The 13,831-nt window shown below is 28.7% G+C and carries 16 protein-coding genes; 1 reads left to right on the top strand and 15 read right to left on the bottom strand.

The annotated features are described in order from the left end of the window. Positions 1-4: 4 nt before the first annotated feature. The 15 genes from HNP65_RS07185 to ruvB are packed head-to-tail and all read right to left on the bottom strand — an operon-like array spanning position 5 to position 13,437. Entirely contained in the window at positions 5-709 is a 705-nt protein-coding gene (locus HNP65_RS07185; protein WP_246348229.1) for a hypothetical protein, read from the bottom strand. Further along, positions 655-921, bottom strand: coding sequence for a trigger factor (locus tag HNP65_RS07180; RefSeq protein WP_126993544.1), 267 nt, complete (start codon positions 919-921; stop codon positions 655-657). The genes HNP65_RS07185 and HNP65_RS07180 overlap by 55 nt, the downstream gene beginning before the upstream one ends. Positions 922-926: 5 nt before the next feature. Beyond that, the gene (gene minD, locus HNP65_RS07175; RefSeq protein ID WP_184619597.1) at positions 927-1,730 is read right to left on the bottom strand and encodes a septum site-determining protein MinD; all 804 of its coding nucleotides are present in this window, start codon (positions 1,728-1,730) and stop codon (positions 927-929) included. 11 nt (positions 1,731-1,741) lie between these two features. Beyond that, complete coding sequence (gene prfB / locus HNP65_RS07170; protein WP_184619596.1) at positions 1,742-2,851, bottom strand: peptide chain release factor 2; 1,110 nt, start codon at positions 2,849-2,851, stop codon at positions 1,742-1,744. 14 nt (positions 2,852-2,865) lie between these two features. Then, complete coding sequence (locus HNP65_RS07165) at positions 2,866-3,789, bottom strand: PEGA domain-containing protein (RefSeq protein ID WP_184619595.1); 924 nt, start codon at positions 3,787-3,789, stop codon at positions 2,866-2,868. Between the two features lie 5 nt (positions 3,790-3,794). Further along, a complete protein-coding gene (locus tag HNP65_RS07160) occupies positions 3,795-4,067 on the bottom strand; it encodes an EscU/YscU/HrcU family type III secretion system export apparatus switch protein (protein WP_184619594.1) in 273 nt (90 codons plus the stop codon). Continuing rightward, on the bottom strand, positions 4,036-4,647 hold the full coding sequence (locus HNP65_RS07155; protein WP_184619593.1) for a hypothetical protein: 612 nt from the start codon (positions 4,645-4,647) through the stop codon (positions 4,036-4,038). The genes HNP65_RS07160 and HNP65_RS07155 overlap by 32 nt, the downstream gene beginning before the upstream one ends. Positions 4,648-4,651: 4 nt before the next feature. After that, positions 4,652-5,257 (bottom strand): IMP cyclohydrolase, encoded by a 606-nt coding sequence (locus HNP65_RS07150; protein WP_184619592.1) that lies wholly within the window; start codon positions 5,255-5,257, stop codon positions 4,652-4,654. A 28-nt stretch (positions 5,258-5,285) separates the two neighbouring features. Further along, positions 5,286-6,608 carry a 23S rRNA (uracil(1939)-C(5))-methyltransferase RlmD gene (gene rlmD / locus HNP65_RS07145; protein WP_184619591.1) on the bottom strand — a complete coding sequence of 441 codons (1,323 nt, stop codon included), beginning with the start codon at positions 6,606-6,608 and terminating at the stop codon, positions 5,286-5,288. 14 nt (positions 6,609-6,622) lie between these two features. Next, the gene (locus tag HNP65_RS07140; RefSeq protein ID WP_184619590.1) at positions 6,623-9,955 is read right to left on the bottom strand and encodes a YjgP/YjgQ family permease; all 3,333 of its coding nucleotides are present in this window, start codon (positions 9,953-9,955) and stop codon (positions 6,623-6,625) included. Further along, positions 9,952-10,653, bottom strand: a complete 702-nt coding sequence (locus tag HNP65_RS07135; protein WP_184619589.1) for a phosphate signaling complex PhoU family protein — start codon at positions 10,651-10,653, stop codon at positions 9,952-9,954. The genes HNP65_RS07140 and HNP65_RS07135 overlap by 4 nt, the downstream gene beginning before the upstream one ends. A 13-nt stretch (positions 10,654-10,666) precedes the next feature. After that, positions 10,667-11,434, bottom strand: a complete 768-nt coding sequence (locus tag HNP65_RS07130; protein WP_184619588.1) for an NAD(+) kinase — start codon at positions 11,432-11,434, stop codon at positions 10,667-10,669. Next, the gene (locus tag HNP65_RS07125) at positions 11,431-11,730 is read right to left on the bottom strand and encodes a YggT family protein (RefSeq protein ID WP_126993533.1); all 300 of its coding nucleotides are present in this window, start codon (positions 11,728-11,730) and stop codon (positions 11,431-11,433) included. Before HNP65_RS07125 ends, HNP65_RS07130 begins: the two co-directional genes overlap by 4 nt. 20 nt (positions 11,731-11,750) lie before the next feature. Beyond that, positions 11,751-12,434, bottom strand: a complete 684-nt coding sequence (locus HNP65_RS07120) for a YggS family pyridoxal phosphate-dependent enzyme (protein ID WP_184619737.1) — start codon at positions 12,432-12,434, stop codon at positions 11,751-11,753. Then, entirely contained in the window at positions 12,427-13,437 is a 1,011-nt protein-coding gene (ruvB, locus tag HNP65_RS07115; protein WP_425506717.1) for a Holliday junction branch migration DNA helicase RuvB, read from the bottom strand. The genes HNP65_RS07120 and ruvB overlap by 8 nt, the downstream gene beginning before the upstream one ends. 133 nt (positions 13,438-13,570) lie before the next feature. Here ruvB and acpP point away from each other — a divergent pair, with 133 nt between their 5' ends. Further along, the gene (acpP, locus tag HNP65_RS07110) at positions 13,571-13,825 is read left to right on the top strand and encodes an acyl carrier protein (protein ID WP_126993531.1); all 255 of its coding nucleotides are present in this window, start codon (positions 13,571-13,573) and stop codon (positions 13,823-13,825) included. Positions 13,826-13,831: the final 6 nt, after the last annotated feature.

Genomic DNA, 13,831 nt, shown 5'->3' with positions numbered 1-13,831 from the left:
TTTTTTACTCAGAAGGATAAATATATACGTTACTAAAATCAGAATCTGCATCCACATATATTTCATTAACTTTGTCATTTTTCAAAATTGAATAAAAATCATTATTTGATTCAACATAATAAATTTTCCCATCTTCAACTATTCCTTCTTTAATTACTTTTTTATCTTCATATAAAATCTTAGGTTTTAAAGTAGGTGTACCACTTTCATCATGGATAAAAAATACTAAATTCAATTCCTGAAAGTCTAATAAATTTAAACCATCTATTAAACCTGTAGCTTTTAAGACCACTTCTGTACTATCAATTAAATCCTTTTTCAAAGTATAAGTTACCTTAATATCATATTTCACCATTGCATCTCTTGATTTTTCAATAACTATTGGTGGAGTAACATTATTGGTTTTTCCTTTAAGATTAAAAGTAAATATATCAGAATCATTAACTTTTAAATTCACAGTTATTTCATCTAAATCTGAAAGCACAAAACTTTTTTCAAGTTTTTCTTCAAAAAAATCTTTTAAACTTGTAGAATAAAAGGCTTCAAAATAAACATTGAAATTAATTGTTTGATTTGATTCTTTTTTTGGAATTATCTTATCCAATGTAAGTGCACAACCAGAGAATAAATAGATTAGCACGCCAATTATAAGAGCTATTTGAAATTTATATTTGTAACAATCACAACGTAGCCATCTTCTTCTTGACAATCTACTTTCACCCTTTCAACAGGCACATTAAATTTTCTTGAAACAATCTCTACTACTTCTTTTTTTATTTCTTCTGAATTCTTAGAAAACACCTCAACAGGGATCTTGTGTGTTATTTCCTTTCGCCTGCTAACAATACTTTCTAATCTTTCAAGTGCCTCATCTCTAGGTTTTCTTTTTTCACTTCTTTTAAAAACATCTAATAACCACATTTAACTCACCTCTTATTAAAAAAGGACAAAAATTTTCTAAAAAAATTCTCATTATTATCGATATCTTCTGCTAGAGAAATTTCTTCACCTTTTAATCTCTTTACAATATTTTCAAAATTCTTAGAAATTCCTTCATCTTTTTCCAAAACAATCGGTATTCCCTTATTAGTAGAAATTATAACCTCATTTGAATCGGGTAAAACACCTATAAGCTTAATTGCTAAAGCCTTTTCCACATCAGCTTCTGATAACATGTCACCTTTTTTGACCATTTGTGGTTTATACTTGTTTAAAATCAACATAATATTTTCTTCATTAAATCCATTATTTTCAAGTAATCCAATTACTCTATCAGCATCAGATATCGCAGGAAGTTCTGGAGTAGTTACAACAATAGCATATTCTGATGGAGCAATTGCATTCCTAAAACCTCTTTCAATCCCGGCAGGTGAGTCAATTATAATATAATCAAAATCTTCATCAAGTTCTTTTACCAGATTAATCATATCTTCTGGTGAAACCATTTCCTTTGTTGCAATCTGTGAAGCAGCAATTAGATATAAATTTTTTAAATTTTTGTGTCTTACAAGCGCTTCTTTAGCACTAACATTCCCTCTTATTACATCAATTAGTGTATAAATTATCCTATTTTCCAACCCTAAAACTACATCTAAATTTTTTAATCCAACATCTGCATCTATTACACAAACTTTATTACCATCTTTTGCCAAAGCACAACCTAAATTTGCTGAAATTGTAGTTTTCCCCACTCCACCTTTACCAGAAGTTACAACATAAACTTTTGCCATAATCCCCACCTCTATTGCTTATTTCTATTACCTGCAAAATGTATTAATTCACTCTCGATAAAAATATCAATTTCTCCATCCATAACAGCATCAATATTCCCTGTTTCAACATTAGTTCTATGATCCTTCACCATAGTATATGGTTGGAATACATATGACCTTATTTGATTTCCCCAAGATATATCTTTTAATTCACCTTGAATTTCTTCAAGTTGTTTTTGACGCTTTTCCATTTCGAGTTGATAAAGCCTTGCTTTTAAAACTTTTAATGCCGTTTCTTTATTTTGAAGTTGTGAACGTTCTGTTTGACATGTAACGACTATTCCTGTTGGAATATGCGTAATTCTAACCGCTGATTCTGTTTTATTAACATATTGGCCACCTGCACCAGATGCTCTATATGTATCTATACGTAAATCTTCTGGATTTATTTCTATATCTATATCATCATCTATTTCTGGTATAACGTTAACCGATGCAAAGGAAGTATGACGCCTTTTATTTGCGTCAAATGGAGAAATTCTCACAAGCCTGTGAACACCTCTTTCATATTTTAAATAGCCATATGCATAATCACCTTTTATATAAATCATTGCACTTTTAATCCCAGCTTCTTCTCCCGGTTGATAATCAACAATCTGAACATCAAATCCTTTTCTCTCAGCCCAGCGCATATACATTCTCAAAAGCATTGATGCCCAATCTTGAGATTCAGTTCCACCTGCGCCCGGGTGTATTGTTAAATATGCATTATTAGCATCAAATTTACCATTTAATATCAATTCAAGTTCGAATGTTTTTACTTTTTTCTCAATTTCTTCTACCATTTCTTTAATAGTTTCAACAAAACTTTGATCTTCGTCTGATAATTCTATTGCAGCATCTAAATCTTCAAATTTTGCTTCAATATCTTTCATGTCATCAATAATCTTTCTAATTCTTTGAGCTTTTTGAGAAATTTCTCTAGCTTTTCTTTGATCACTCCAAAAATCAGAATCTCCCATTTGTTTTTCCAACTTTTCAAGCTCTTTCCTCTTATCTTCTGGATGAAATACCTTAATTATATCCTCATATTTCTTCTTTGCCTCATCAATTTTTTGTTTTAGTTCAAAATCTATCAACTCAAATACCTCCTCTATTTTTTTATTACAAAATACAGTATTGTTCCAAACATCATAATAAGTGAAGTTATAGCTATCTCTTTTAAATACGTATATTTATCATCTAATAAAACTTTTGTTTCATTAATAATTTCGTCATTTCCATCAGTAGCAATTACTTTAACTAAATATTCACCAACTTCACTAGCCCCTGAACCGTCCCATGTAAATAAATTCAAGTTAGGCTTTCCAGAAAAAACTTTTTCAAATATTTTGATATCATCTTTTAATATATCTACTGTAACTGTTGCATAAGTAGAAAGATAAATTTCCAATTCCCATCTATCCATATACCAATCATTATTTGGAGAAAATTCACTCATCTTACTTCTAATGTTTAATTCTAATTTAAGTTTTTCAAAATTCAAATTAACTGCACTTTTTTCTTCAAATTTAATATATACCTTTTTAGTTATAGGATTATATCCTGGACTTTCAAATGTAACAAAATGCTCTCCCTCTGGTAATTTTATCTCTTCATCAATGCTTCTTATTGTTCCATAGTAATAACCATTAATATAAACATTAACTGGATAAGTGTTTGAAAATACAACCAGTTTTCCAGCTTCAACTAATGGAATCTTTAAATATTTACCAGTTTTATCTACAAAAACTAATACCGAAATGTTTAAATAATCTTCATCTTTGATAGTAATAGTATGGTAACCAGATGCGTCAAAATTCACTAATAGCTGCCCAAAAATATCTGTTTGACCAGCATAAACATCATCAATATAGACATCTGCAAAAGATACACCTGTATCAATTAAAATAGAATAATCAGGAATATTTTGTGGTGCTCCAAAATTTAAATTAATATTAATACTCCAATTTACAATTGAAAAAGAAGTCACTGAAAGAATTAACAATAGTAAAAAACCTAACCTTTTAAACGTCATAAAAATCACCTGCTTTCCAAAAATACAATAATTTCAGCAACGGCTAAGTACAACTTTTTTGGAATTTCTTCTAAAACTTTTAATTTATACAATTCATCTACAAGCTCTGGAGACTTTACGATAGGGATTCCACTTTTTTTAGCAATCTCTAAAATCTTCTTAGCAACCTCTTCTTTCCCTTTTGCAACAACAAAAGGCACAAAATCTACCTCAGGATCATACTTTAAAGCAACTGCTAATTTTTCTCTAAACGTAAATCCCTCCCTCAAAATTTTCATATTTTATATAAACATTAAAAAAATACTTCTTTAGTTTTTCCTTTAATTCTTCAATATTTTCTATTATCTTCTCGGTACTTAAAATTATATCATTACCTTCTACTTTTCCCTTAATAACATTATCTTTAAAATACACTACAAATTCTTCCGTTTTTCTGTCCATAAAAATTTTAATTAACCCTAAAGAGCGAAAACCATATCTTCCACTTAATAAATTCACATAATTTCCAAACACTTTATTATCCTCATCTACTTCGCCCGCTTCAAAATATCTTTTAAATTTGCCAAAAAAATTCCTATCAATCTTTACTCTTTTGGAAAGCTCTTCAAATAAAAATGATAGTTTTTCAACTAAATTTCTATCCTCAGTTATCATTGAAGAGTAATAAATAACATTCAACGAGGGCAAGACTTTAGAAGGCCCCATCAATATTTTCCCTTTATAATCACCTTGCCCTATATTTTTTATTTCAACTTTTAAACCTTTAGGCATTTTTTTATTTGATTTAATCACTACATCACCATTATTAGTCTTAAGCCTAACTATGTTTCTATAAAGATCAGAAACTATTCCATACATATTCTTACTCCTCAAAATTATTAGAAGCAAATAATTCAGATAAAACACTATGAATTTCTGCATCGTATTTCATCGTTCTATAAAAAGCCTTTAACGCAAGAATCCTTCTTTGATGAAGAATTACATCTCCACATTCTTCTAAACTCTTCAAAACTTTATCATAATCTTCAGGGTCTGAAATAACTATTACATCTCTATAATTTTTTGCAGCAGCTCTTAATAATGCAACCCCACCAATGTCAATATTCTCAATTAATTTTTCCTCATTGCGTGTTTCTTTTGCTACAAGCTCAAACGGATATAAATTAACTACAACCATATCTATTGGTTTGATATTATTATCCGATAAGTCCTTCATATGTTTACTATCGCCAAATTTTGCGAGAATTCCACCAAATATTTTTGGATGAAGAGTTTTCACTCTACCACCAAGAATTTCTGGAAAGCCTGTAACTTCAGATACACGATTAACTGGAATACCATTTTCCTCTAATAACTTTGCAGTATTTCCAGTACTTATTATTTCCACTCCCCATCCAGAAAGCTTTCTAGCAAATTCAACGATACCCTCCTTATTGTATACACTAATAAGAGCTCTTTTGACATTCATAGTTCCCACCCCTTTTATTTATATTTTATCACAGATTGTTTTTTCTACTTAAAATAGCTACAGATTCAATATGGTAAGTTTGTGGAAACATATCAAAAATTCTTATATCTTCTATTTCATACTTTTCAAGTAGTAATTTTAAATCCCTTGCAAAAGTTGTAGGATTACATGAAACATAGCCTATTTTCTGAGGAGATAGTTCTAATATTTTTTTTATAGCTTCAGGCCCAATCCCAGCCCTTGGTGGATCAAGAACAATTACATCAAATTTTTCCTTCACTTGGTTTAAATAATCTAATGCATCAGCTTCAATAAATTTAATATTCTTTAATCCATTTATATTTGCATTTGCCCTTCCTGCCTTTACTGATACATGACTGGATTCAACTGCAATAACAAATTTTGATAAAGCAGCAAGTCTTAAAGAAAATGTTCCAAGTCCACTAAATAAATCTAAAACAATCTCATTACCATTTAAATCTAATTTTTTTGTTAAAAATTCAACCATTTTTTCCGCAACATGAAAATTATTTTGAAAAAATGCAGTTGGAGGAACTTGAAATTTTTCCCAACTAAATTCATAATTAATTACTCCATCGCCACTTAATACCTTATAAGGGCCTCTTAAAACTATTTTATCATTGCTATTCATTACATGAACAATTGACTTTATAAAAGGAAATTCTTTTTTTATTAGACTTGCTATTTTTTTACCTTCCTTGAAATACTCCGACTTTGTAACAAAAATCAACATCACTTCTCCACTTGGCGAATATCTTAATATTACATGTTTTAAGAGTCCCTTTTTACGCTTAAAATTATAAATAGGTATCTTAAAATGTGAGAGCGTTAATGACAACTTTTCAAGTATTTTACCAAAAACTTTTGGAGCAATAATACAATTTTTTACACTTACAACTTTATGACTATTCTTCATTTTAAAACCAAAAGAATAATCATTCAATATTGAATATTCCATCTTTAACCTATATTCATATTCTTTAGGACTTTTTTCAATATATAAATCGTTCAATTTTAGTTCAGCGATTCTTTCAAGTTGATCCATAAAGACCATTTTCTTAAACTCTAATTGTTTTTCATACTTTAAATCTAAAAAATTACAACCACCACAATTTCTAAAATAAGGACACTTTGCTGTTCTTCTCTCAGGGATTTTCTCAACTATCTTTTCTAAATTTCCAATTGCATAATCACTTTTTTCACTTAGAACATCCACTTCAACCAATTCACCGGGGTAGGCCCCATCTACAAAAATAACTTTTCCACCAGGCAACTTCCCTATTCCACTGCCTCCATATGCCATTTTTTCAATATATACAATCTCTGACATATTAAACCTCCAATCTAAAACAAACCTATATTTGGTGAATTTTCTTTAAAGTCCCATCCTAAAAATTTATCATCAAATTCTTTAATATAAAACAAAACAGACAATTTTTTCACATCATCAAAATTAAATACTTGATCGTGATTAAATTCAAATTCGCTAGAAACTTCAAACATCCAATGATGTAAAGATTTACTTAATGTTGCTTTCAAATTATTAAACCTTTCATTCTTAATATCATAAGTCGTATAAAAGCTAATTCCAGGATCTATTGTCTTTAAGTTAAAACCAAAAGTTAATATTTTAGTCGAAGCCTTGTATGATAAATGAAGAGAATTTTCTTGATTTTTTAAAGAATACTTGCAATAAATTTCTGGAGTTGCTTCTTTTGAACTCTTATTATATGAAAGTTCTAAAGTATTTTTATAACTATTTATAGAAAATGTTCCATTTATATAAGCATTTTTTACATAATTATACTCTATAGATTGGACAAGTTTTCCTTTCAGCTTTTGAAAAGTAAAGATATGAGTTAACTCTTTTATAGGCTGTTGTTCACCTGGATAATATTTAGTATTCAGTCTATATATCAAAGAAAAAGGTTTATTAACATAAGATAACGAAATATCACAAGGAGATAGTTTTCTTTCTTCGTTGTCATAAGTTGCTTTTGATTCAAGTTCAATCTTACCGTTTAAAACAATAAAAGAAAACTTTGAAGAAATTTCATCATCCAACCTTTTTTCTTTTAAAAAATCCCACCCTTGTTTTAATGAAAAATTCAAATTAGGAGTATTAACATATACAATACTACTCAATCTATTATACGCAGTATTTGTTGATTCATCTCGAAAATTTTCTCTTAGCTCATATTTTGCTTCAATATCAAACACTTTAAATTTTAACTTCCCACTTAACTCATAAATATCATATAATCCTAAATTAAAATAATATTTGTCAACAATTGCATTATATAAATTTGCTCCAAATCCATATTTAGCATATACTTTAACAAGTTCATTCTCAAAGCTTAAAGGATAAGAAAAAATATGCTTAATATTACTTGAAAAAGTATCATTATACACTTTACCGTAGAATTTAGTACTAAAGTGTTTATTTTTAAATGAAAAAGAATAATTTCCATATTGATATAATGTCCATGTACTATCATCTGTGAAAAATTTTGATTTTTCTAATGAATTATTAAAACTCAAATTTTGAATGTTAAATTCTGCTATTGAAAGATCTTTTTTAACATTAAAAATAGAAAACGAATTATTAACTCTACTTATATTTCTATCCCAATAAAAATTGATATCTATCTTTCCTTTGCCATAAAGATCAAAATTTAACCCAAATTTCTTATAATAACTATCGCTATTTAGATATTCTTCAAAATAAAGAGGGGAATAGCTTACTTGAAAAAATGTTTTATTAGTAACCCAATTAGAATTGTATTTTAAATTTTTCAAATCTAAATATATGTAATTTTTCTCATAATCTATAGAAAACTTTGTTTTCTTATCATCTTTTTTGTAAATACTAAATTGAGGAATAGTTTCTTCATTTTCTGTAGTAATCTTAGTAGAAAGAAGGTAATCATTAACATAAAGGTTATACTCTTGATGTGTTACAAATCCACCATCTTCATCCCATGCCAGAGAAAACGAAAAAGGAGAAAACTCACTGTCAGTTAAATTTAAAAAATAAACAGGATATGGAAATAATGGAACATCAAGTAAAAATAAAATAGAATTCTCAGCAATTAAAAATTTGTTATCATAAACATAAACTCTTAATGCTTCAATTTTGTAATGTGGATTTTCAAGTTCACACGTTGTTACATAAGCTTCTTTCATTAACACTGTTTCAGAACTTTTTTGGATAAATTCAGAATTAAAATACAGATCTATACCTTTGCCTTTTTTTTTATACTTTTCAACACCTCTTACTTTAACTATATAAGTATCATCATTATCAAAAAAGTATTTCATATAATTTGAATAATACTCTTTATTTTCTCTTCTTAAAACTACATTTCCTGCTGCTTCCAAAACTTTTACTTTATTATCCACCAAAAATATGGTTGCTTCATCAGAAAATAAAACTACATCTTCCCAATTTATGTTAACATTTTGGCTTGCAAAAATATATGAAGTATTATACACAATGCTTGATGCATCCAATGTCAAATCCTTCGAATATAAATTTGAGCTTACAAAAAACACAAAAAATACCACTAAAAATTTTGTTATCAATTCTCTAATTCTATAGGCCACAGGTGTATCTAGCATAGCAAAAAGAATGAATCCTATAATCGCAAATAAAAGATCAGGATACCAAGCCGCAAGGACCGGATTAATTAAATTTTCTTTCCCCATTGCAGAAAGCCAAGCTCCAGAGCCTTGATATAAAACAACAATTACAAAAGTAAAAATAACACTCCAAGACTTACTTTTCAATCCAAATAATAGTGATAGAGGAACACCTAGTATTACTATTATAAAAGGCCCGACTGAATTAGCGTACCTTCCATGAAGCTCTACAATCCAAGGTGAAGGATCAACTCCTAACTTTTTAAATGTCTCTATTTTTTGTATTAATTCTTCACCTGTCATATCCCTTGGAGATCTGCCGACTCTCATTAAACTCTCCAAATCATCTTTCAAATCTAGCTTTATCTTTGAAAAGCTAAGGTCTAACTTCATAAATCCATCACTATCTGTTACATACATTTTCCCGTTTATTAAGTACCAACTATTTTGTTCTTTTTCGACTTTTTTAGCTGTAATTATTCTTTCTTCACCTTGCATATTTTGAAACAAAACAACATCATATAATATCCCTTGCAGTTGATCATACCTTTTTACAAAAAAGTATTGAGATTCATCTATCTTGGTTAACACATTTTCTTTGATAGTAACTTCCGGCTTTTTATAAACATATTTTGATATTGTTTCCATTGCCTTCTGATTAAATTTCGGAACTATTTGATCATTCAAATAAAATGAGACAGCTCCAAAAATTATAGCCAAAATTAAGAAAGGATACACCAATTTTCTTGATGGAATGCCATGGACTAAAAAAGCTGTAATCTCTTTTGAACTATATAATTGCGATAATACCCAAAAAATAGAAAATAAAATTCCTACAGGAATCCCCAATGATGCAAAATATGGTAAGTTATAATATATCAATTCAAATAATTTTAAGATACTCACCCTATGTCTTACAATAATATCCGATAGTTGATACAATAATTCAACACTTGCAAATACAATAAAAGCTCCAATTCCCATCAAAAATGGGCCTAATGAAAGTTTCAAAATATATTTAGTTAATACTTTCAACTAGCTCCCCCATCCTTTTCCAAACTATCAATTGTATGTAATTTGTCTTTAAAACATTTATATTGTTTTCCTGTAATTATATAAGAAGTAGTTTCCACTATTTTAGTTGCAAGGTCTGCAATTTCTTCTATCTTTTGAGAAATTTCCAATAAAATTAATGCTCTTTTTACATATTTTGGATCTTCCATCATATATACCATCAATTCTTTTCTAATTTCATCATAAAAATTATCTATATCAGCATCTTTTTCACAAATTGTTTCCGCCCCATATATATTATTATCTGCAAACATTCTCATACTTTCTCTTAGCATTTCCATAGATATTTTGGCCATTTCAGGAATAGTAATTAAAGGTTTTAATTGAGGTTCCTTTATCAATTCCAATACCATAGTAGCAATATCAGTAGTTTTTTCGGCTATTTCTTGAAAATATCCGGAAATTATAAAACTTCCTGTTACCATTCTTAAGTTCTTTGACATTGGCATCATAGTAGAAAGTATGATCAATGCTTTTTCTCTTATCTTTAGATCCATTAGGTTTATCTCGTTTTCTTTTTTTATTACCTCAATTGAAGCATTTTCATCCCTTTCTTTCAAAGCATTAATTACTTGATTAAACAAACTTTCTACAAGCCAACCTTCTTTTAAGACCATCTTTTTCAATTCCTCAACATTTTCACTCAATATCCAATCCATACGTATCACCTTTTTATAAAAATTTTTTCCCATAACCCAATTTTTCCTTTATAGATTTGGTAAAATCATAATCTATTGGCCTTAAAATTGAAATTTTTTTCTTTGATTTTAAAACTGTAACTTTGCTAAATTTACCAAAATTTGCACCATCAATTATTAAATTTACACTTTCATCAACTTCAATATTAACTTTTTCATTATCAGGTATAACAATGCTTCTTGAGGCTAAAAATTGTGGTGCAACCGGTGTAATAACAAAAGCTTTTGTATTTGGCAATAAAATAGGGCCACCTAAAGATAATGAATATCCTGTTGAACCAGTTGGAGTACCGAGCATTATCCCATCTGCATGAAAGAATAATTCACCATCTTGAAAAGAAATCTTTATATCCACCATTTTTTGGTCCGGATCCTTAATTAAAAGAACCTCATTTAAACAAAAAGCGTTTAGTTCACTAACCTTTAGAAAAGTCCTTTCATCTAATACAAAATTATCATTTTTTAAATCTTTTAAAAATTTGTCAAACTCTTCAATAGTATAGCTTGATAAAAATCCTAATCTTCCACCTTTAAAGCCAACTAACGGATTATTAACTAAATGAGATGCCTTTAAAAAAGTTCCATCCCCACCTAATACAATTGTTAAATCAACTTTATTGTTTTTTATCCTTTCACTTGATTCACAATAATCCACTGTGTAACCTTCATTTAAAAGCAAATTTTTTAAACTTAGTGCTTTGTTAAATAGCTCTGGCTTGTAAAATATACCTAAATACTTCATTTTATATAATACCCCAATTCAATTATACTTTGAATTAAAAATCTATCAAAAAAGACTAAAACAACTATTGCTATCATTGGTGATATATCTACAGGTCCAATTCTTGGAATAAGTTTTCTAATTGGTTTTTCAATAATGTCCGCAATCGACTGAAAATAATAATAAATACTTTGCACATTAGAATTATAACTAAACCAACTTAAAATAGCAGAAATTACAATAAAGAACATTTCGATATTTATTAAAACCCTTAATGAATATCCTAAACCAATTAAAAAATTACCTAATATAAACATTTTACAAGTTCCCTCCTTCTTTATTTTCTTGGACCAAAAATTTTACTACCAATTCTTAAAATAGTCGCTCCTTCTTCTAAAGCAATTAAATAATCATTAGACATTCCCATTGAGAGTTCTACAACATTAGGAAATTCTTTTGAAACACTATCTCTTAACAATCTTGTTTTCTTAAAAACATTCCTAATTATCTCCTCATTATCTGTAAAAGGTGCCATCGTCATTAAACCAATAACCTTTACATTTTCATAAGATTTAGACTTTTCAATTAAATCCATAAGATGCTCAGGCTTTACTCCAGATTTTGTTTCTTCGCCTGAAACATTGACTTGAATCAATATTTCTTGAATCTTTCCCAATTTTTTAGAAATTTTATCTATTTCTTTAATTTCTTCACTTCTTGATACAGAGTGTATCAAACTTGCTACAGGCACAACATATTTTAATTTATTAAGCTGAATTCTTCCTATAAAATGCCACTCAATGTTATAATCTCTTAATGCCTTTGATTTATCACGTAACTCTTGCGCATAATTTTCACCAAAAATATTTATCCCTGAATCATAGGCCTCTTTTAAAACTTCAACCGGAAATGTTTTACTAACAGCTACTAACTTAATTTTACTACAGTCTCTATCTATTTGTTTACATTTATTCTTTATTGAATTTACAACTTCCATATACCTTTTATAAATTTCACTCATCAAACAATCCACCCCCATTTTTATAACCAAGGTGTTTATACGCTTTACTAGTTACTATTCTTCCTCTATGAGTTCTTGCTAAAAATCCACTTTGTAAAAGATATGGTTCGTAAACTTCGGAAATACTATCCTCTGAAAGTCCTACTGAAGCCGCCAATGATTTTAAACCTACAGGGCCGCCTTGATAAACTTCAATGATTGTCGTTAATATTTTTCTGTCCACCTCATCTAATCCTTCATTATCAATTCCTAATAATTCCATTATTTCTTCTACCATCATTACATCAATTTTCTTTTTTTCTGTTACAGTGCTCATATCACGAACTCTTCTTAATAGTCTTAATGCAATTCTTGGAGTCCCTCGAGAACGTTTTGCAAGGAGTTGCGCAGCATCTTCATCAATTTCAACGTTTAAAACAGTTGATGCCCTCTTTATTATTAAACTTAATTCTTCAACCGTATAAAAATCTAACTCCATAATCAATCCAAATCTATTTCTTAAAGGTGAACTTAATAACCCACTTCTCGTAGTAGCTCCAACAAGTGTAAAAGGTTGCAAATCAATCCTAATTGATCTTGCTGAAGGACCTTTTCCAATTAAAATATCGATTTGAAAATCTTCCATTGCAGTATACAAAATTTCTTCCACTGATTTATTCATTCTATGTATTTCATCAATAAACAAAATATCTCCATATTCCAAATTACTCAATATCGCAGCAACATCACCTTGTTTTTCTAAAATGGGACCACTTGTAATATGAATATTTGTCCCCATTTCATTTGAGATTATATGTGCAAGTGTAGTTTTTCCAAGACCAGGTGGCCCTACTAATAAAACATGATCAAGTGCTTCCTTTCTTATTTTAGAAGCATTTATAGCTAATTTAAGCCTTTTCTTTATATTTTCTTGACCTATATATTCTTCTAACTTTTGTGGTCTTATCGTCAACACATCATTTGGTAATTTCTCAGGGTCAAATATTCTCTCCGAGATAATCACACCTCCCTAAATGAAATGATACCATAAAAATATTGATATACAAACATTAAAAAGTGCTATAATATTACTTGACAATTCTAAAAATTTATGTTTTATCTAATATGTATAAAATAAAAATTTGAGGAGGGAAAGAATGGAAAGAGCAGAATTATTTAGACAAGTAAGTAAAATATTAGCCGAAAAATTGAACATTCCAATTGAAGATATTGATGAAAGTTCCAATATTATTGATGATTTAGGAGCAGATTCATTGGATGTAGTAGATCTAGTAATGATACTTGAAGATGAATATGGAATTAGAATTGAAGACGATGAACTAGAAAATATATCTACTGTTGAAGATGTAATCAACATAATTGAATCAAAATTAAAGAATCAAGGAGAGTAAAAAAAA

Origin of the sequence: Thermosipho japonicus (assembly GCF_014201655.1) — a bacterium.
GTDB classification, from domain to species: Bacteria; Thermotogota; Thermotogae; order Thermotogales; family Fervidobacteriaceae; genus Thermosipho; species Thermosipho japonicus.
Note: the sequence above shows the minus strand (reverse complement) of the source record. Positions and strands in the feature narration are given on the sequence as shown.